18 protein-coding genes are annotated in these 19,835 nt (G+C 71.8%); 11 read left to right on the forward strand and 7 right to left on the reverse strand.

The genetic code is table 11. The features are described 5' to 3' along the window. The first annotated feature begins 196 nt into the window (after positions 1-196). The 8 genes from FBY41_RS23115 to FBY41_RS23150 all read left to right on the forward strand — a co-directional run bounded on the left by FBY41_RS23115 (position 197) and on the right by FBY41_RS23150 (position 10,401). Entirely contained in the window at positions 197-958 is a 762-nt protein-coding gene (locus FBY41_RS23115) for a DeoR/GlpR family DNA-binding transcription regulator (protein ID WP_141847670.1), read from the forward strand. Then, the gene (pfkB, locus tag FBY41_RS23120) at positions 955-1,899 is read left to right on the forward strand and encodes a 1-phosphofructokinase (RefSeq protein WP_141847672.1); all 945 of its coding nucleotides are present in this window, start codon (positions 955-957) and stop codon (positions 1,897-1,899) included. Before FBY41_RS23115 ends, pfkB begins: the two co-directional genes overlap by 4 nt. A gap of 167 nt (positions 1,900-2,066) precedes the next feature. After that, entirely contained in the window at positions 2,067-4,160 is a 2,094-nt protein-coding gene (locus tag FBY41_RS23125; RefSeq protein WP_141847673.1) for a PTS fructose transporter subunit IIABC, read from the forward strand. A gap of 66 nt (positions 4,161-4,226) precedes the next feature. Then, positions 4,227-4,496, forward strand: coding sequence for an HPr family phosphocarrier protein (locus FBY41_RS23130; RefSeq protein ID WP_141822335.1), 270 nt, complete (start codon positions 4,227-4,229; stop codon positions 4,494-4,496). A gap of 5 nt (positions 4,497-4,501) precedes the next feature. Next, on the forward strand, positions 4,502-6,238 hold the full coding sequence (ptsP, locus tag FBY41_RS23135) for a phosphoenolpyruvate--protein phosphotransferase (RefSeq protein ID WP_141847675.1): 1,737 nt from the start codon (positions 4,502-4,504) through the stop codon (positions 6,236-6,238). A gap of 176 nt (positions 6,239-6,414) precedes the next feature. Continuing rightward, on the forward strand, positions 6,415-6,816 hold the full coding sequence (locus FBY41_RS23140) for a PPOX class F420-dependent oxidoreductase (RefSeq protein WP_141847677.1): 402 nt from the start codon (positions 6,415-6,417) through the stop codon (positions 6,814-6,816). A gap of 46 nt (positions 6,817-6,862) precedes the next feature. After that, the gene (locus FBY41_RS23145; RefSeq protein ID WP_221629417.1) at positions 6,863-9,109 is read left to right on the forward strand and encodes a glycosyltransferase; all 2,247 of its coding nucleotides are present in this window, start codon (positions 6,863-6,865) and stop codon (positions 9,107-9,109) included. Continuing rightward, positions 9,106-10,401, forward strand: coding sequence for a glycosyltransferase (locus FBY41_RS23150; protein ID WP_141847681.1), 1,296 nt, complete (start codon positions 9,106-9,108; stop codon positions 10,399-10,401). Before FBY41_RS23145 ends, FBY41_RS23150 begins: the two co-directional genes overlap by 4 nt. A gap of 176 nt (positions 10,402-10,577) precedes the next feature. On the opposite strand, the gene FBY41_RS23155 is transcribed toward FBY41_RS23150, so the two are convergent. From FBY41_RS23155 to FBY41_RS23175, 5 genes are all read right to left on the reverse strand, one after another. After that, positions 10,578-11,042 carry a hypothetical protein gene (locus FBY41_RS23155; RefSeq protein WP_141847684.1) on the reverse strand — a complete coding sequence of 155 codons (465 nt, stop codon included), beginning with the start codon at positions 11,040-11,042 and terminating at the stop codon, positions 10,578-10,580. Positions 11,043-11,076: 34 nt separating this feature from the next. Continuing rightward, on the reverse strand, positions 11,077-11,613 hold the full coding sequence (locus tag FBY41_RS23160; RefSeq protein ID WP_221629418.1) for a DoxX family protein: 537 nt from the start codon (positions 11,611-11,613) through the stop codon (positions 11,077-11,079). Between the two features lie 146 nt (positions 11,614-11,759). Next, a complete protein-coding gene (locus FBY41_RS23165; RefSeq protein ID WP_141847686.1) occupies positions 11,760-12,695 on the reverse strand; it encodes an acyl-ACP desaturase in 936 nt (311 codons plus the stop codon). A gap of 169 nt (positions 12,696-12,864) precedes the next feature. After that, on the reverse strand, positions 12,865-13,866 hold the full coding sequence (locus FBY41_RS23170) for a methyltransferase (RefSeq protein ID WP_141847688.1): 1,002 nt from the start codon (positions 13,864-13,866) through the stop codon (positions 12,865-12,867). Positions 13,867-13,964: 98 nt separating this feature from the next. Continuing rightward, positions 13,965-15,455, reverse strand: a complete 1,491-nt coding sequence (locus FBY41_RS23175; RefSeq protein ID WP_141847690.1) for a peroxidase family protein — start codon at positions 15,453-15,455, stop codon at positions 13,965-13,967. A 108-nt stretch (positions 15,456-15,563) separates the two neighbouring features. Here FBY41_RS23175 and FBY41_RS23180 point away from each other — a divergent pair, with 108 nt between their 5' ends. Continuing rightward, entirely contained in the window at positions 15,564-16,136 is a 573-nt protein-coding gene (locus tag FBY41_RS23180; protein ID WP_141847692.1) for a hypothetical protein, read from the forward strand. Between the two features lie 80 nt (positions 16,137-16,216). Here the strand turns inward: FBY41_RS23180 and FBY41_RS23185 are convergent, their stop codons facing one another. Next, entirely contained in the window at positions 16,217-16,417 is a 201-nt protein-coding gene (locus FBY41_RS23185; RefSeq protein ID WP_141847694.1) for a hypothetical protein, read from the reverse strand. A 121-nt stretch (positions 16,418-16,538) separates the two neighbouring features. On the opposite strand from FBY41_RS23185, the gene FBY41_RS23190 reads away from it, so the two are divergent. Then, the gene (locus FBY41_RS23190) at positions 16,539-16,880 is read left to right on the forward strand and encodes a nuclear transport factor 2 family protein (protein WP_141847696.1); all 342 of its coding nucleotides are present in this window, start codon (positions 16,539-16,541) and stop codon (positions 16,878-16,880) included. Between the two features lie 293 nt (positions 16,881-17,173). Then, complete coding sequence (locus tag FBY41_RS23195; protein ID WP_141847698.1) at positions 17,174-17,509, forward strand: hypothetical protein; 336 nt, start codon at positions 17,174-17,176, stop codon at positions 17,507-17,509. 43 nt (positions 17,510-17,552) lie between these two features. Here the strand turns inward: FBY41_RS23195 and FBY41_RS23200 are convergent, their stop codons facing one another. After that, positions 17,553-19,748 (reverse strand): ATP-dependent DNA ligase, encoded by a 2,196-nt coding sequence (locus FBY41_RS23200; protein ID WP_141847700.1) that lies wholly within the window; start codon positions 19,746-19,748, stop codon positions 17,553-17,555. Between the last annotated feature and the right edge of the window lie 87 nt (positions 19,749-19,835).

Below are 19,835 nucleotides of genomic sequence, written 5' to 3' on the forward strand. Positions count from 1 at the left end.
CGATCCGGACCCGCTTCCACCCGGTCCCGCCCGGCCGTGCCCGCTCCGAGCGTGACTCGTCCGAAGAAACTCACAAAAACGGGTGCCCGTATCCATTTACTTGTGACTACATCAGTGGTTTCATGATCTCACTGGGCCCGTCGCAGGCACAGATCAGCGAGATCGAGTAGACACACCCTGAGGACGAAGGAGTCCGATGTACGCAGCGGAGCGGCAACAGCGCATCATCGCCCAGGCACGTCGTGCCGGCCGGGTGGAAGTCGCTGCGCTCGCTGACGTCCTCGGGGTCGCGGCCGAGACCGTCCGTCGCGATCTGACCGCCCTCGAGCGGCGTGGCTCCCTGCGCCGCGTGCACGGCGGTGCGATCCCCGTCGAGCGCCTCGAGATCGAGCCGACGCTCGCGACGCGCACCGGCCGGCTCACCGAGGTCAAGCGCCGCATCGCCGCCCGCGCCCTCGACGAGCTGCCGAGCGGCGGGAGCATCATCCTCGACGCCGGCAGCACGACGCAGGCCGTCGCCGAGCTGCTACCTCCCGACATCGACCTCACGGTCCTCACCAACAGCCTCGCGGCGGCGAGCGTCCTCTCGTCACACCCCGGCATACGGCTCTACCTGCTCGGCGGCAGGGTGCGCGGCACGACCGGCGCAGCCGTGGGTGACTGGGCCACGAGCGCGCTCGAGGGAGTCGTCGTCGACGTCGCCCTCGTCGGCACCAACGGCCTCTCCGTCGCCCGCGGCCTCACGACCCCCGACCAGTCGGAGGCGCTCGTCAAGCGCGCCATGGTCGCAGCCGCCCGCAAGTGTGTGGTCCTCACCGACTCGAGCAAGACCGGTGACGACCACCTGCACCGATTCGCCCAGCTCGCCGACGTCGACGTCGTCATCACCGACACCGACATCGACGATGACGTCGCTGCCGAGATCCGCTCGGCCGGACCGGAAGTGGTGACCGCATGATCGTCACGCTCACGCCCAACCCCAGCATCGACCGCGCGGTGCTCATCGACGCGCTCCGGCGCGGTGAGGTGCACCGCGCGACCGGCAGCCGCATCGACCCGGGAGGCAAGGGAGTCAACGTCTCCCGCGCCCTCGCCGCCCAGGGCGCCGACACGGTGGCCGTGCTGCCGAGCGGCGGGCCCGAGGGTCACCTGCTCGACGAGCTGCTCGACAGCGCGGGCGTGGCACACGCGAGCGTGCCCGTCTCGGGCACGGTCCGGATGAACATCAGCGTCCTCGAGCCCGACGGCACGACGACCAAGCTCAACGAGCCGGGTCCGACCCTCTCGGAGGCCGAGGTGGCGGCGCTGCTCGACACGACCCTCGAGCGCTCCTCGAGCGCCGGCTGGGTCGTCGGCTGCGGCAGCATGCCCCCCGGCGCCCCCACCGACCTGTATGCCGTCCTCGTCCGTCGGGTGCGCGAGCGCGGTGGGCGCGTGGCGATCGACTCCTCCGGCGCCTCCTTCTCGGCCGCTGTGGCGGCCACCCCGAACCTCATCAAGCCCAACCACGAGGAGCTCGCCGAGCTCGTCGGGCACGAGCTGCCGATGCTGCGTGACGTGCGCGACGCCGCCCGTGAGCTCGTCTCCGACGGCATCGAGGTCGTTGCCGTCAGCCTCGGCGGTGACGGCGCCCTCGTCATCACCGCCGACGTCTGCGCGCACGCCATCGCGCCGATCTCGGCCCCCCTCTCGACCGTGGGCGCCGGCGACTGCATGCTCGCCGGCCTGCTCCACGGGCTGTCGACCGGTCACGAGCCGGCCGACGCCCTCGTCACCGGTGTGACGTGGGGCTCCGCGGCGGTCACCCTGCCCGGCAGCCGCGTCCCCTCGCCCGCTGACCTCGCCGGCATCCGCGCAGAGCTCACCCTCGACCCCGACCTCTCGCGCGCGATCCGCTGAACCCTCCCTCACGACCCTGCCCACTGCTCCCGAGAACCCGCCACCCGGCATACCACCTGCTTGGAACACGAACTGCTTTGAACACCAACTGCTTTGAACACCAACTGCTTTGAACACCAACTGATCCGAACCGTCCCGGCTCTGTGATCCTCCGGAAAGGAACCCACATGTCCCTCATCACCGAAGAGCAGGTCGTCCTCGACCTCACCGGTGCCGACCGCCACGAGGCGACGCGACTGCTCGGGGAGCGACTCGTCGCCTCCGGCCGTTGCACCGACCTCGACACCTTCATCGCCGACGTGCGCAAGCGCGAGGAGACGATGGCGACCGGACTGCCCGGAGGCATCGGCATCCCCCACGCCCGCAGCACGGCGATCACCGAGCCCTCGCTCGTCTTCGGCCGCTCCGCGAACGGCATCGACTGGGGCGCCAAGGACGGCCCCGCGACGCTGATCTTCCTCATCGCGGCCCCCGAGGGCGGCGGTGACGCCCACATGCAGATGCTCCCCAAGCTCGCCCGCGCCCTCATGAAGAAGGACTTCAAGGCCGCCCTCGCCGCCGCGACGACCGAGGCCGAGGTCGTGCGCATCGTCAGCGCCGAGGTCGAGCTCGACCAGCCCGTCGCCGCACCGGCGGAGGGCCGGATGGCCCATGCCGCCGAGGTGGGCGCCGGACTAGCCACGGGCACGGCCGCCGCGGAAACCGCTCCGCTCGCGGATGCTCCGCGCTCGCTCAACCTCGTCGGCGTCACCTCGTGCCCGACCGGCATCGCGCACACCTACATGGCGGCCGAGGGCCTCGAGAACGCCGCCAAGGCGGCCGGCCACACGATGAAGGTCGAGACGCAGGGTTCGGCCGGCTCGAAGCCGCTGACCGCGGCCGAGATCGCCGCTGCCGACGCCGTGATCTTCGCCCACGACCTGCCCGTCAAGGACGCCGGACGCTTCGCCGGCAAGCCGACGGTCGACGTCGGCGTCAAGAAGGGCATCTCCGAGGCGCCGGCGCTCGTCGCCCAGGCCGAGGCCCTCGCCGCCGAGTGGCGCAACGACCCGAGCAAGGCCGCGGCAGCCGCGGCTGCCGCCGGGGGCGCGTCCGGTGGCTCCCTCGTCTCGAAGGTCGAGGAGGGCGCGGGCCTCGGCACGCGCATCCGGCAGTGGCTGATGACCGGTGTCTCCTACATGATCCCGTTCGTCGCCGCCGGCGGCATCCTCATCGCCTTGTCCTTCATGCTCTCGCAGGTCGCCCTCGGTGAGGAGGGCCCCATCGAGATCGTGAAGTACAACCTCACCTCGACCGACCAGTACAACATCGCGCAGAACTTCAGCGTGACGAGCCTGACGTCGTGGGCCGCGCTCCTCTTCGTCATCGGTGCCGCGTCGTTCGGCTTCCTCGTGCCGATCCTCTCCGGCTTCATCGCCTTCGCCATCGCGGACCGCCCCGGCCTCGTGCCCGGCATCGTCGGAGGCTCCGTCGCAGCGACGATGGGCGCCGGCTTCCTCGGCGGTCTCGTCACCGGCATCCTGGGCGGCCTGGTCGCCCGGTGGGTGTCGAACTGGAAGGTCGCCAAGGGCGTGCGGGGCATCATGCCCGTGGTCGTCATCCCGCTCTTGTCCTCCTTCATCTCGATCGGCCTCTTCATCACCGTGCTCGGCCGTCCGATCAAGGCCCTCACCGACGCCCTCAACAGCTGGCTGACCGGCATGTCGGGCGCCAGCGCGATCATCCTCGGCATCATCCTCGGCGCGATGATGGGCTTCGACCTCGGTGGCCCGGTCAACAAGGTCGCCTACGCCTTCGCCACGACCGGTCTCGCCGCCGCGGGTGCCGCGACCGACGCGCCCCAGCTGAAGATCATGGCCGCCGTCATGGCAGCCGGCATGGTCGCCCCGCTCGCGATGGCTCTCGCCACGTCGGTCCGCCCCAAGCTCTTCTCCGAGCCGGAGCGAGAGAACGGCAAGGCAGCCTGGTTGCTGGGAGCCTCGTTCATCTCCGAAGGAGCGATCCCGTTCGCGGCCGTCGACCCGGTGCGCGTCATCTCGAGCTCGGTCGTCGGCTCGGCCGTCACCGGGGCGCTGGTCATGCTCTTCGGCTCGACGCTCCGCGCCCCCCACGGAGGAATCTGGGTGCTGCCGCTCATCGGCAACTTCCTGCTCTTCCTGCTCGCCCTCGTGGCCGGCGTGCTCGTCATGGCCACGATCGTCGTCGCCCTCAAGTCGCGAGACACCCACCTTGCAGAGGTCGACGCGACCGCTACGGTCTGATCAGGGCCAGCCCTGACGTTCGACCCATCAGACGCACGAACCGCATCCAACGAAGGAGCACGTCCCATGGCAACCCGCACCGTCACCATCGCCTCGTCGGTGGGCCTGCACGCCCGACCGGCTGCCCTCTTCGTCGAAGCCGCGAGCAACACCGGCCTCGACGTCGAGATCGCCAAGCCGGGCGAGGACCCCGTCGACGCGACGAGCATCCTCGGTGTCATGGCCCTCGGGGCCAAGTACGGCGAGGAGGTCGTCCTGACCGCCGAGGGTGACGGCGCCGACGAGGCGCTCGACTCGCTCGTCGCGCTCCTGTCGCGCGACCTCGACGCGGAGTAAGAGCCGTGGCCACGACGGAGCCGAGCGCCCAGTCCGGCGTCGAGTCCGGTCCCGAGTCCGGAGCGGGCCCTGAGACGCGCCAGGGCATCGGCGTCAGCCCGGGCACGGCATACGGCCCGGTGGTGCAGGTCGCGCCACCGGTCCGTCCGCCGGCCGACGAGCCGCCGGTCGATGACCAGGAGGCGGCGCTCGGCGACGTCAAGGCCGCGTTCGAGGCTGTCGCGGTGTCTCTCGAGGAGCGGGCCACCCGCGTCGAGGACACCGCGCAGCAGATCCTCAAGGCGACCGCCCTCATCGCCCGCGACAAGGGCCTCGTCAAGGCTGCCGCCAAGCAGCTCGAGGCGGGCAAGGGGCGGGCGGGCGCCATCGCGGGGGCCATCGAGCAGTATGCCGCGCAGTTCGAGGCGCTCGGCGGCTACTTCGCCGAGCGGGTGGCCGACCTGCGCGACGTCGGCTCCCGCGCCGTCGCCGCGGTGCTCGGCGTGCCGGCGCCGGGCGTGCCGCACTTCACCGACCCGAGCGTCGTCGTCGCCGAGGACCTCGCGCCCGCCGAGACGGCGACGCTCGACCGGGCCCTGGTCGTCGGCATCATCACCGAGGCTGGTGGGCGCACGAGCCACACCGCGATCCTCGCTGCGCAGATGGGCATCCCCGCGGTCGTCCAGCTCGCCGGGGCGACCACCCTCGAGCCCGGCACGCACGTGGCGCTCGACGGCGACACCGGCGAGGTGACGATCGAGCCCGACCTCGAGCTCGTCGAGCAGCAGCGGGCGCGGGCAGCGCGCCGCACCGAGGCGCTCGGCCGGCTCTCCGGGGCCGGCGCGACGAGCGACGGGCTCGCCGTCGCGCTGCTCGCCAACATCGGCGGCGTCGACGACGCCGTCGCCGCGGGCGCCCTCGACCTCGAGGGTGTGGGCCTCTTCCGCACCGAGTTCGTCTACCTCTCCGCGACCAAGGCGCCGACGGTCGAGGAGCAGACCCAGATCTACCGCGACGTCTTCGCCCCCTTCGAGGGGCGTCGCGTCGTCGTGCGCACCCTTGACGCCGGCGCCGACAAGCCGCTGAAGTTCGCCGACCTCGGGCCGGAGGAGAACCCCGCCCTCGGCCGGCGCGGCCTGCGCCTGTCGGCCGAGCGGCCCGACCTGCTCGACGCCCAGCTCGAGGCGCTCGCCATCGCGGCTCGCGAGACCGGCGCCGACGTCCGCGTCATGGCCCCCATGGTCGCGACGGCCGAGGAGGCGGCATGGTTCGCCCGCAGGGTGCGGGAGAACGGTCTGCCCAAGGCCGGGGTGATGATCGAGGTGCCGGGCGCGGCCCTGCGGGCCCGCGACGTGCTCGGCGAGGTCGACTTCGGCTCCCTCGGCACGAACGACCTCGCGCAGTACACCATGGCCGCCGACCGCATGCAGGGCGCGCTGTCGGACCTGCTCGACCCGTGGCAGCCGGCGGTGCTCGACGTCGTCGGGATCGCCTGCGAGGGTGCTCGCACCGTCGAGCGCCCGATCGGGGTCTGTGGCGAGTCGGCCGGTGACCCGCTGCTCGCGCTCGTGCTCGTCGGCCTCGGCGTCACGAGCCTGTCGATGGCACCGAGCAAGGTGCCAGTCGTGCGCCTCGCCCTGTCGCTGCACACCGAGGCAGAGTGCCAGCGGCTGGCGCAGATCGCCCGGGAGTCGCGCACCGCCGTCGATGCGATGGGCGCGGTGCGCGAGGCCGCGAGCTCCGAGCTCACCGACCTCCTCTAGCAGCCACCCCTTGCCGATCCGAGGTGATGCCGACCCCCACTCGGGGGTCGGCATCACCTCGATCCAGGGGACGAACGTGGTCGAACCCGCACCGATCGGATGCCGGACCGCCCCACCGCCCCTCGCCGGTGAGATCTGCCGCGGGCCGCGTGCGTCGATCGGGTACGTAGCGCACCATGGCGCAAACTCCTGTCCTCGCAGACCTCGGTCACGAGCGATTCGTCTCGCTGACGACCTTCCGCCGCTCCGGCGAGCCGGTCCCCACCCCCGTCTGGGTGCTCCCCGACGGACGGGCGCTCGTCGTGAGCACGCCCGCCGGTGCGGGCAAGCTGAAGCGGATCCGCAACGACCCGCGTGTGACGCTGCAGGCGTGCGACCGCCGCGGCAAGGTCGACGCCGGGGCGCCGCTCGTCGAGGGGACCGCCGAGATCATCACGGACTCCGCCGCCTCCGAGGCGGTCAGCCGTCGCCTCGAGGGCAAGTACGGTCTCGAGTTCCGGATCTTCAGCATCGTCGAGTGGGTGCTGAGGTGGGGCAACAGCGACCGGGTCGTCCTGCGCATCACGCCAACCCCCTGACGATCGTGCTCGACCGGTGCCGTCGGCCGTTGGGTATGGGCCGACCATGGAACGCGCGACGATGAGTGCCGGGACGACCCGGGTGGCACTCGACGGCGTGCGCAACGCGCCGTCGCTGCTCGAAGGAATGCGATCGATCGAGGATCTCTCGGATGCAGCCGCCGCCTCGGCGGACGCGAACGACACCGCTGCGACGGTGCGGGTGCTGCTCTCGGCCATCCTCGACCCGAAGGACCAGCTCGCGGCCATCGGCGCCGTCCTGGCGCTCGGCGGGGTGCGCCACGAGCGCGCGGGGTCGGCCCTGCTCACCGTCCTGCGCGAGGGGCCGTCCTACCTGCGCGACCACGCGGTCTGGGCCCTCGGGGGGTGCGAGATGCTGCCCAGGGCGCTGCCCCTGCTCATCGAGGCCGTGATCGCGGGCGACTTCCGCGGCATGCTCGCGCAGCGCACGCTCGAGTCCTGGGCGCTGCGCACCCCCGACGACGTCCGTGTCGCCGTCGCCCGAGGCCTGGCGACCACGACCGTGACCGCCGCCCGGGCACGTCTCGTCGAGACCCTCGGCCTCGTGCCGGGTGATGCCACCCAGGCGCTCCTGCGCGCCGTCGCGGTCGGCGACCTCGAGGACCTCACGACCCGTGCGACGGCCATCGCGGCCCTCGGCGACCCGCCGCCCACCCGGGAGCGCCGCGAGAAGGGCTTCACGCCCTCGGCGACGACGACGAGCGTGCTCATCATGCTGGCGTCGCAGCAGAGCTCCCTCGCACCGGTCGCGCAGCTTGCGCTCGATGACCTGCGCTCCCTCGCCGAGCCGCAGTCCACGACGCGGGTCGACGGCGACCGCACGGTCGCCCAGCTCTTCCTCCACGCCGACATCGACGGCGCGCTGACGCACGCCGGTCGCGGCGACACCGGCGGCATCGCGACGCTGCTCGTGCACCTCGGTGACGCACTCCTGCGCGCCGACCCGCCCGTATGCCGGGTGCTCACCCTCTCGCGCGGGCGCTCGGCGGCTGCCCTGACCGCCCTCGCCGACGTGGCCAAGCCCGGTCACCACTACCTGTCCGTGCCGTTGTGGGGGCCCGCCCCCCAGGCCGCTCGCGCCTGGCCGCTGTGGGTGGCGGCGCGTCGCGGCATCCGTCGGGTGCTCCGGGTCGCGGGTCAGGTGGATGCCCTGCACCTGCGGATGGCCGACGTCGGGTCGCTCGCGGCGGCCTCGGCCGCCCACGAGCTCGGGGTGCCGCTCGTGCTGACCCTCGCCCCCGACCCGCACGCGCTCGTCGCGGCGCGGGAGGAGACGGGCGAGCTGACCCGGTCGAACGTCGGTGACGCGGACGAGGTCGAGCACCTCGTCTTCCGCGACAGCCTGCTGCGCCAGCTCGCGCGCCGCGCCGACCACGTCGTCGTCTTCCCCCGCCCCGAGCTCGAGCACGACCTGCGCGACCTGCTCGGCATCGACACCGACGACGAGACGCTGCACCTCTCGGTCGTGCCCGAGGGCATCAACCTCCCGGCCGTCGACGCGGCGATCGAGGATGCGACCGGCACGCAACCCGGCGACGAGGGCGCCGACGGGGCGACCGCGCCTGCGAGCCCGGCGCTCGCCGAGCTCGACGAGCTGCTGGGCACCCTGCCGGCCGAACGCCGCGGCCTGCCCCTCGCGATCTCCGTCGGCCGGCTGCACCCCGTCAAGGGCATGGCCACGCTCGTGGCGGCGTGGGCCTCGCGTCCCGATCTGTCCTCGCGCTGCAACCTGCTGCTCGTGGGCGGCGACCTCGAGGAGCCCAACGACGACGAGCGGGGCCAGCTCGATCTCATCGAGTCGGTCATCCCGACCGACTCGGCCGCGGACGCCGGACTGCTGCTCGCCGGTCACCGCCCCAACGGCACGGTGACGGCCTGGCTCGCCGCGACCCGGCACGGCCGCGGCGAGACAGCGGCGCCGCACGGCGTCTACGTCTCGGCGAGCCTCAAGGAGGAGTTCGGCATCGCGATCCTCGAGGCGATGGCGGCCGGCCTCGTCGTCGTCGCCCCCGGCAACGGCGGCCCGGCGACCTACGTGACCAGCGGCGAGACGGGGGTTCTCGCCGACACCGCCTCGCCCGAGGCCCTCGCGGCAGCGGTCGTGGCGGCGCTCGACCTCGCCTCCGCACCCGAGGCCGACTCGACCGCCGAGCGCACGATGGCGACCGTGCGCGACCGCTTCGGCATCGACACGATGGCGGCCTCGCTCGCGGAGGTCTACGAGCGGGTCGCGGCCGGACGGCATACGGCAGCGGGGGGCCGGGCGTCGTGACCCTGCTCGTCATCAGCCCCGACTACGCCTCCCACCTCTACCCGCTCGTGACACTCGCCACCGCGTGGCACGAGGCGGGGGAGCGGGTCGTCGTGGCGACCGGGCCGGCGACGTCGGGGATCGTGCGCGACTTCGGCCTCGAGCGCGTCGACCTGCGCCTCGGCCGCGGCTCGAACCCTGGCGTCATCCGCGCGGAGGAGCAGCCGAAGGGCGAGGACGACTCGCTCCGGGGCTTCTTCGATGCGACTCGCCGCGGCGCCGTCGAGACCTTGGCCTTCCAGGCCGAGGCCCGTGGCGACGATTTGCTGTGGGACCCGGTCACGGTCGCGCGCGACGTGCAGCGCATCGTCGCCCAGGTGCGACCTGACCACGTCATCGTCGACCACCTCGCCTTCAGCGCGCGCCTGGCGCTCGCGAGCTCGGGCGTGCACCACGCCGACGTCGTGCTCGGTCACCCGTCGGCGCTGACCGTCGGCGACGAGGTCTACGGCTTCCCGCCCGCCTTCCCGCGGGCCATCGTGCCCGACCCGGCGGCGCTCGCCGACCTGCATCGCCTGTGTGTCAAGGTGCGCGACTCCTTCACGGCACAGTGGAACTCCGCGCTCGAGACGCTGGCGCCAGGCTGCACGCCGAGCGTCGACGCCTTCGCCGAGACGGGCGACGTCGTGCTGCTCAACTACCCCGGAGAGCTGCACGACGCCGAGCGCACGGCCCTGCTTCCTCCGCACGCCTTCCTCGGCTCGGCCGTGCGCACCGAGGCGCGTGACCCGCAGGTCGAGGACTGGCTCTCCGAGAGCGCCGAGCCGATCGCCTACGTCAGCCTCGGCAGCTTCCTGTCCGTGCGGTCAGACGTGCTCGCCAGGGTGGCAGAAGCATTGCGGCACATCGACATTCGCGTCGCCTTCGCTCTGGGCTCAACCCCACGCGAGGCCCTGGGTGAGCTGCCGGCGTCGTGGCTGGTGCGCGAGACGCTGCCGCAGGTGCGCCTGCTCGGCCGCTCCGCCCTCGCCGTGTCCCACGGCGGCAACAACAGCGTGACCGAGGCGCTCACCTCGGCGGTGCCGCTGCTGCTCCTGCCGTTGTCGACCGACCAGTTCGCCGGTGCGGCCGCGATCGAGCAGGCAGGCATCGGCGAGGCGCTCGACCCGAACGCCGCGACCTCCGACGAGATCGCTGCAGCCGCAGCGCGTCTGCTCGCGCTGGAGGGCCTGGGTCGGGAGCGGCTGGACCGGATCGGTGCCGACCTCGTGCGCACCCCGGGCGCGCAGCGCGCCCACGCGATCCTCTCCTGAATCGAAAGAGCACTCCGTCGGCAACCTCCCCCCAATCGAGAGAGCAGCCCGTCGGCACCTCCAATCGAAAGAGCAGTTCGTCGCCCTCCCACGCGACCGCGCGGGCGTACTCGATGGCGACGAACTGCTCTTTCGATTGGGTGCCCCAGGGTGCGTTGGGGCGGCGATGGGGTGGGTCAGGCGGGTTGGGCTGTGCCCCGGTGGGCGCGCTCGCGCTGCACCTGCTGGTGCAGCTCCGTGAGGCGCACGTCGTAGAGGCGGGCCCGGGCGGCGAGCCGGCTGTGTGACGTGCTGCTGTGGCGGAGCACCCCGACGAACGCCACGACCGCCAGCACGACGGCGCCCTCGAGGGCCCACAGCTGGGTGAAGGTGCCTGCCCCCGAGTCGATCCCGGTCAGGTAGACGGTGCCGAGAGCGGCCAGGAGGACGAGGACCGCGACGGCCACCGCGCCGATGCGGCGAGCGGTGCGACGGTTGGAGGCGGCGAGCTCTCGCTGCGCGTAGGCGCGCTCCTCGCGGACGCGGTCGATGCGGAGGTGGACGGGTGCCGGGAAGCGGTGGGTCTCACCCTTCGCCGTGAACAGGCCGCCGGGGGTGTAGTCCCACGGGGCGTCGTAGCGCCCTGCGTTGCTGTCGATCATGGTCTTTCCTTCAGCTGTGGTGGTATCGGACGGCTCAGGCGTCCGGGCCGGAGCTCGCGTCGGAGCGCAGCCGCGACCCGAGGGCGCCGGCGGCGACGACGAGTGCGGCGGCGACGAGGACGATGTCCTTGAGGACGTACTGCCCCAGCAGCGACGGGCCGTGCGGGAAGAGCTCGTCGGTGAAGAGGACGAGCGGCGACAGGATGCCGACGAACGCGCCGGCCAGCACGACGAGCCCGACCCGGACGAGCTTGCCCGTCACGAGCGTGAGGCCGATGAAGGTCTCGAGGACGGCCGTCAGCAGCACGGCGGTGTGACCACCGACGAGGCCGAAGGTCAGGCGGTCGATGGTGGCCGCCGCGATGTCCTCGGCAGGGCTGAGGCCGGGGAAGAACTTGAGCGCGCCGAAGCCGAGGAAGACGAGGCCGAGGCTGACCTGCAGGAAGCCGACGCTGTATCGGTCGAGCAGGCGCTGCAGGAGGCCGACGGCGTGGGTGACCGTGGCGGTCAGGCCGGTGGGCTGCGACGGGGTGACGTCGGTGCCGGGCCGGTCGAGGGTGAGCTGTGACATGGTGGCGAATCTCCTTGGGTGCGAGGTGTGTGAACCCAAAGAGAGGTCGGCTGTGGCGCTGGATACGGAAGAGGCCGCGATTGAGTCGATCTACTCAGCCGATGTGTCCGACTCTGAGCAGGATCCGTCCGGATTCTGCTGTGCGCTCAGCTGCTTTGGCGCGCGGCCTTCTTCGCGGCCATCTCCTCGCGGCGCGCGACGAAGCGCGACGCCTCCTCGTCGAGCGCAGCGACCGTGGCGGCGAGCTGCTCACGGGCCTGCTCGCCCTCGGCGTCGAGCCCCTCGAGGTCCCAGATGCCCCACTGGCGCAGCAGCGGCGCGACGATGTCGTCGTGGTGGATGCGCAGGTCGTAGATGCCGGCCATCGCCATCTGCACCGCCTTGCGCCCGAAGCCCGGGATGATCGCTCCCGGCATCTGGAAGCTGACGACCTCGTCGGTGATGGCGCGCATCGTCTGGCTCGGCGTGATCTCGAGCGCCGCCTGCACGATGTTGCGGTAGAAGATCATGTGGAGGTTCTCGTCCTTGGCCACGCGCGTCAGCAGCTTCTCGGCGATCGGCTCCTCCGTGTAGCGGCCGGTGTTGCGGTGCGAGACGCGCGTCGCGAGCTCCTGGAAGGAGACGTAGGCGCAGACGTTGAGTAGGGGCTTGTCGCCCGAGTCGTAGCCGGTCTCCATCGTCTCCATGCGGGCGCGCTCGAGCTCGTCGGGGTCGACGCCGCGGGTGACGAGCAGGTAGTCGCGGATGCAGAAGGCGTGCCGCCCCTCCTCGGCCGTCCACCGGTTGACCCACGTGCCCCACGCGCTGTCGCGGCCGAAGGCTCGCTCGACCTCGCGGTGGTAGCTCGGGAGGTTGTCCTCGGTCAGGAGGTTGACCTCGAGCGCGGTGCGGGCGATGGGGGAGAGCTGCGACTGCTCGACCGACCACGGCTCGCCGCCGAGCTCGAGGAAGTCACGCCCCTGCGACCACGGCACGTACTCGTGCGGCATCCACTCCTGGGCCGCCGCGAGGTGCCGGTTGAGGTTCTCCTCCACCGTCGGCTCGAGGGCGGCAAGCAGCTGGGCGCTGTCGAGTGTGGCCATGGGTCCTCCTCGGTGGGGGGACGCGGGAGCCGCGCCCATGTCCCTGCCTACACCCTGGGCGCCCGCCGATCCAGACCCGCCGCCGATTCCGTATGCCGTGTGGCGGGCCGGGCGGGGCGGCCCACCTCGACGCGGGGTCGGGACGTCGAGGAGCAGGTCTGCGCGCGCGTCAGGCGTCGACGACACCTTCGAGGACGACGACCTCCGTCGGGGTCTCGAGGACGCGGGCGAGGCGGAGCCCGGCGGTGGCGAAGAGGGCGGCGTACTCCTCCGTCGTCCGCTCACGCCCACCGGGCATGACGAGCATGTTGAGGTCGGAGAGCGCGGCCTCGACCTCGTGGCCGGGCCGGTCGAGCAGCGACTCGACGACGAGCACCACGCCTCCCGGGTTGAGGCTGCGGCGGCAGGTGGTGAGGATGAGCACGCACTGCTCGTCCGACCAGTCGTGCAGCACCTTCTTGAGCAGGTGGGCGTCGGCGGCGGGGACGGACTCGAAGAAGTCCCCGCTCACAGCGGACCACCGGGCGGCGACGGACGCGCTAGAGCCCTCCGGCGGGGCCGACGGCAGGGCCTGAGGAAGGTCGAAGACCGTGCCGCTCACGTGCTCGTGCTGCTCGAGGACAGCCGCGAGCAGCACACCGTCGCCGCCGCCGACGTCGACGACGGTGGAGAGCCCGGCGAAGTCGTGGGCCGAGGCCACGGCGGTCGCCATCCGCGACGTCAGCGACGCCATGGTGGCGTTGAAGACGGCGTTGGCCTGGGGGTGGGATCCCCGGTAGGACCAGACGTCGACACCCTGGAGGGCCTCGAAGGCGTTCTCCCCGGTGCGTACGCTGTGCGCGAGGTGGCCCCAGGCAGCCCAGGTCGCGGGGTCCTGGAAGGTGCGGGCCAGGGGGCGCAGCGAGCCGGGCGCGTCCGAACGCAGGCACTCGCCGACGGTCGTGTTGGCGTAGCGCCCGTCGGCGGTCTCGGTGTAGACGCCGAGCGCGACGAGCACGCGCATGAGCCGGTGCAGCGTGTCCCCGTCGGCGCCGACGCGGGTGGCCAGCACCGCGATCGACAGGGGTGCGTCCGCGATCTCGTCGGAGATGCCGAGCTCGGCCGCCACGCTGAGGGCGGCCGAGCGGCGCAGGCCGGTGATCAGGGTGGTGAGCTCGTCGCGTGGCTCCATGGTCGAACGCTACTGCCGCGGCACGGAGGCCGTCTGCCCTGAGCCCGCCGGACGGCATACCTCGTGGGCGAACGGGACTGCGGCACAAGGAGCGTGGGTCACAGCGTGCCCACGACTCCAGCCTTGGACAGAAGGTCCGTCATGCCGAAGCCGGCGGACGTGCCGTAGGTGGGCGTCCACTCGGGGTCCTGGTTGAGGTAGCTCTGGCTGTCGCCCTGGAGGAGGCCGAGGATGACCTCGCCGACGATGCGCCCGCCGACGGCACCGAGGTGCTGACCCGCCGCCTGCACCTCCGCCTCGCGCAGGATGTAGAACCACAACGGAGTTCGCTTCTCGAGATGGAACGGCGCGAGGTCCGCGAGGTCTGCCGGGGCCAGCGGTGGCAGCGTCATCGCCTTGGCGACCGACTGGCCGGACGGCACCGCCATCGTGAGGCCGCGCAGGAGGTTGCGGGTGGCGAGCGAGTCCGGCGTGGCGGTGGCCTGGCCCATGAGGTGGAAGAGGATGCTCGACAGCCTGGTGTCGATGAGCTTGTTCGGGCGGGCCCGGCCGTCGCCGAAGTCGAAGAAGGTCTGCCAGTCGACGAAGCGCCGTGACGCCCGGCAGCCGCCGCGCAGGTCGTCGGGGTCGGCCGGGTTCGGGTCGCCCGGCTTGAAGAAGAGGGCGAAGAACTGCGTCGTGGCATCGGCGGCGTCCGTGCCGAAGTTGCCGCGATAGCTGGGCCGCACCTGCGAGTGGCCGAAGCGATACGCGGCGACGGAGAACTCGACGGGGATGTAGGGCGCGTTGCGCCAGGAGTAGAAGGAGCGCCCGTGCGTCAGGATGTCGTCGGTCAGCGCCGCCCCGATCGTCGCCGGCAGGAACTCGTGGACGATGAGCCACTGGTAGTGCCAGCGCACGACGCGCTGGGCCTCGGCGAAGGTCTCCTCGAGGGTGTAGGCCGGGCCGAGGTCGGCCTTGACGTCCGCGAGCACGGCGTTGTGGAAGCGGAGCAGTGCCAGCTGCAGCTGCGACACGATGAGGTTCTCGTCGTTGCGGGGGTCTGCGATGAGGGCGACGTTCTGGCTGTTCCTCGGCACGTCGTGGCGCGGCTGCCCGTCGCAGCTGCGGGCCGCGGCCCCGGGGATCTCCTCGACGAGGAAGGTCGTGCGGCCCCCGTCGACGGTCTGGTCGTAGAGCGCGGGGCTGACGCCCGGGCCGCCGCCGTAGACACTGTCGAGATCGAGCGCAGGGATGCGGAAGTTACGGATCGACTCGGGGTCCTGGCGCCTCGCGAGGCTCGAGGTCGGGTCGAAGGTCATGTCGTGGTCGAGGAACTGCCCGAGGAACGTGAAGCCCGCTGTCATCGTGGGGTTGTTCGGGTTCCCGGCGTTGAGCGCGGGGTCGACGATGAGGGCGATCGGGTCGGCGAGGTTGTCGCCGGCATCCATGAGGCCGCCCGGCTTGCCCAGCTCCCTGAGCGCGGCCCGGATCGAGGGCGTGTCGGCGGAGAACGCCGGCAGCGACGGGAACATGCGCCCGAAGCGACCCTCGTCGTAGAACGTGGACTGTGGTGTGGTCAGGCCGGCATCGGCGCTTCCGTGGCTCATGCCAGATCAGTGGGGTCGGGACAAATCGGTGATACGTGGGTTCGCGCGGGAGGGCGGCATACCGCAGACGTCCTCCGGGTGAGGGGCGACGATGAGGGGAGAAGAGACGTGGACGACGTGGAGGAGCGAGCTATGTGGGAGCCGACGGGCGAGCGCAGCAGGGTCAACTACTTCCCGGGGCGGACGCTGACGGCGAGCGACCTCGCCGCCGAGCAGGTGCAAGCGCGCGAGCGGCTGTGGCTGCACAACCGAGCCCTGCACGGCGACGGCATCGCCCTGGGCCTCGAGGTCACGGTCGACCGGAACACCGTGCACGTCGCACCCGGGTTTGCGATCGACGTGCTCGGCCGCGAGATCGTCCTGACGGAGCGGCGCAGCCTCGATGCGAGCTCGGTCGTGCGCGAGAGCCACGGACGGGTGCAGCTCGTCATCGCGTGGGCGGAGGAGCCGGCAGACCCGATGGTCGCACCCGACGGGCCCGTGGCGGGGCGCTTCGTCGAGCGCCCGCACGTCATGCTCGCCGAGCACGCCCTCGGAGAGGCCCCTGAGCACGCCGTGCCGCTGGCGCGCCTCTATCGTCACGGGGAGGAGCTCGTCGCCGACCCGTCCATCCGCCTCCACGTGCACCAGCACGTGCACCAGCTCCCACACCCGCAGGCGCAGGTGCACCGCGAGCTGTGACGCGCCTCGTGCTCCGTCGTCAGCGAGCCCAAGTGCCCGCGCCCGGGTCACCGGCGCGTCAGCGGCGGGTCAGCGGCGGGTCAGCGGCGGCGGGGCGGCCAGATGAGGAGCGCGAGGCCACCGAGCGCGATGACCGGGCCGAGGACGGCCCAGACCGTGGTGCCCGACTCCGCTCCGGCGCCCGTGCCGGGACCGATGAGCCCGAGCCCCTGCGCCGTCCAGATGAGGCCGCCGAGCAGCAGGAGCGCTCCGAGCGCGACGAGGTAGGGCGAGCGCTTCATCCTCGGAGTGTCGCAGTCGCCGAGACGTGACGGGCGTCATGGACAACGCTTCGACCGCGCGAGCAGACTCGAGGAGCCAGGGGAACCGGACCACACGACACAGAGAAGGCAGGCGAGCCCCATGGCACGCACCCCGGAGGAAGTATTCGCGCACCACGGCCAGTCGCTCGGGGCCGAGGACCTCGAGGAGATCATCGCGGACTACGCCGACGACGCGATCCTCGTCGTTCAGCGCAAGGTCTACCGCGGCAAGGACGGTGCCCGCGAGGTCTTCACCCAGCTGCTCAGCGACGTCCCGCAGGCGCAGTGGGAGCTCGACCAGACGTTCGCCGACGACGTGCTCTACCTCGAGTGGAAGGCGACGGGAGGCGGACGCAAGGTCGACAACGGCATCGACACGTTCATCTTCAAGGACGGCATGATCCACGTGCAGACCGTCGTCTACACGGTCCAGCAGGCCTGACGCCCTCGCGCGAGACACCAGGAGGACGATGGCGAAAGCCCGGATGCACGTGGGCACGGTGCGGGGGAGGGCGGTCATCGTCCCCTGACCACGCCAGCCTGCACACGGCCTCCGACGCCACCGGCCGGCGCCCCGCGACCTCGCGATGGGCGCCGGTCGTGCCCCTTTCGCGACGGGGTGTCCGGTCTGGCGCGTGAGCACTCTCACCGGCTCGTCACAGGCTGGCCCGCAGGTCGGCTCGATAGAATTCGGGTGACGCCGACACCGGTGTCCATGCGGCAAAGGAGCCAGCAATGAGCACTCCGGCCCTCTTCATGGAGCGCGTCCGACTCGAAGACGGATACCACGAGGACGATCTCCCGTTCATCGAGCGCACCCTGACCCAGCTCTTCCACCACCTCGAGCGGTTCGACCCGTCGAAGGTCTACATCGGCCTGCGGGTCAAGGAGCGCGGCAACCCCGGCATGCGCACCTCGATCGAGCTCTGCGTGAGCGGCCTGCCGACGCTCATCGGGATGTCCGAGCTGACCGACACCAAGGCCGCGCTGAACGACGCCGAGGAGAAGGTCATCTCTCAGCTGCGCGAGGCCGCCGACCGCCACCACCATCGTCCGGCCCGGCACCGCTGACGGGGCCTCCAAGTCGCCTCAGCCGGCCCCGCCGGCTTTCGCCTCAGCCGGCCCCGCCGGCTGACAGCACGTCGGCGAGGTCATAGCTGACCGGCTCGTCGAGTTGCTCGAAGGTGCACGACTCGGGCGTGCGGTCCTCGCGCCACCGCACGAACTGGGCCGTGTGGCGGAAGCGGGTGCCCTCCATGTGGTCGTAGCGCACCTCGACGACGCGCTCGGGGCGGAGCGGCACGAAGGAGAGGTCCTTCTGGTTGTTCCAGCGGGAGTACTCCGACGACCGCGGCGTGCGGACACCGCCCTCCTCCTCCGACGGCGCCGCCCAGTTCCACGGATGCTCCTCCCACTCGGCGACGAGTGGCTGCAGCTGCTCGAAGAGCTCCTTGCGCCGGGCCATCGGGAAGGCGCCGATGACGCCGACCGAGGCCAGCTTGCCGTCCGGGCCGTAGAGGCCGAGCAGGAGCGAGCCGATGGCGTCGGGCCCGCTCTTGTGGACCCGGTAGCCGGCGACGACGCAGTCGGCGGTGCGCTCGTGCTTGATCTTGAACATCAGCCGCTTGTCCGGCTCGTAGGCGATGTCGACGGGCTTGGCGATCACCCCGTCGAGCCCGGCCCCCTCGAACTGCGTGAACCAGCCCTTCGCCACGTCGCGGTCGGCCGTCGCTGCGGTCAGGTGGATGGGCGCCGCCGCGCCGGCCAGGGCCTTCTCGAGCGCCGCTCGCCGCTCCGCGAAGGGTCGGCCCCGGTAGTCCTCGTCGCCGAGGGCGAGCAGGTCGAAGGCGACGAACGACGCCGGAGTCTCCGCCGCCAGCTTCTTCACCCTGGAGGCGGCCGGGTGGATGCGCTGCTGCAGCAGGTCGAAGTCGAGCCGGTCACCGGAGGACGGCGACACGAGCACGATCTCGCCGTCGATGACGGCTCGCTCGGGGAAGTTCGCGAGCACCGCCTCGACGACGTCGGGGAAGTAGCGGGTCATCGGCTTCTCGTTGCGCGAACCGATCTCGACGAGATCGCCCGACCGGAAGATGATCGACCGGAAGCCGTCCCACTTCGGCTCGTAGATCACGTCGGCCCTGACCGCCGAGAAGTCCTTGACCGGCTTCGCCAGCATGGGCGACACCGGGGGGACGACCGGCATACGCCAGGTGCTGCGCAGGTCGGCATCGCGCTCAGCCTTGGGCGCCATGTAGTCGGCGTCGGCCTTGTCGGTGCGGCGCTTGCTCGGCTGCACCCGCGGGGGCTCGCCGGGCATCTTGGGGTAGTCGGGCGGGAAGTTGAGCTCGCCGAGCCCCCGCTCCGACACGTCGCGGTCCCACAACGCGAGGGCCGCGGCGACGTCTCCCACCGCGTCGTCGATGCCCTCCCACGCGTCGCCGCGCTCGGCCACGAGGCTGGGCACCGTGCGCAGGGTCAGCTCCTTGGGGTCGACCGACCCGAGCTCCTCCCACGTCACCGGCGTCGACACCGGCGCGCCGGGCAGGGGCCTCGGTGAGTAGGCCGACGCGATCGTGCGGTCGCGGCAGGCCTGGTTGAAGTCGACGAAGATCTTCTCGCCGCGCTCCTCCTTCCACCACGACGTCGTGACGAGGTCGGGCAGCCGCCGCTCGAGCTCACGCGCGATGCCGATGACGCCGTGGCGCACGTCGAGGAACTCGTGCGTCGGTGCCACGCGGGCATAGACGTGCACCCCGCGGTTGCCGGACGTCTTCGCCCACGCCGTGAGCCCGATCTCGGCCATCACCTCGCGCAGGGCGTATGCCGCTTCGACCGCATCCGTGAACGTGCGGCCCGGCTGGGGGTCGAGGTCGATGCGTAGCTCGTCGGGCTTGTCGACGTCGTCGGTGCGCACGGGCCACGGGTGGAAGGTGATGGTGTTCATCTGCGCGGCCCAGACGGCATCCGCGACCTCGTCGATGACGAGCTGCGGGTGCCTGCGGCCCGAGGGATACGTGCACATGACGGTGCGCGTGTGGTCCGGCACCCCCTTGGGCGGGTTCTTCGAGAAGAACTCCTCGCCCTCGATGCCCTCGGGGAAGCGCTGGAGGGTGACCGGCCGGTTGCCGAGTGCCCTCAGCAGGGGCTCGCCCACCGCCACGAGGTATGCCGCGAGGTCGAGCTTCGTGACCGGCTGGCCGTCGGCCATGCCGGCCGCGGGCCAGAGGACCCGGTCGGGGCTGGAGACGCGCACCTCCCGGACCCCGGACGGACCTGGGGCTTCGACGACGGCAGCTCTGGCGCTCACCCGCCGATCGTAGCCATGGCCACAGACACCCCACCGCCCTGCGCGCCTCGGGGTGTGGGTCCGGTGGGCACCGGTTGGTGACACGAT

This window comes from Humibacillus xanthopallidus, assembly GCF_006716675.1.
In the GTDB taxonomy this organism is placed as follows: domain Bacteria; phylum Actinomycetota; class Actinomycetes; order Actinomycetales; family Dermatophilaceae; genus Humibacillus; species Humibacillus xanthopallidus_B.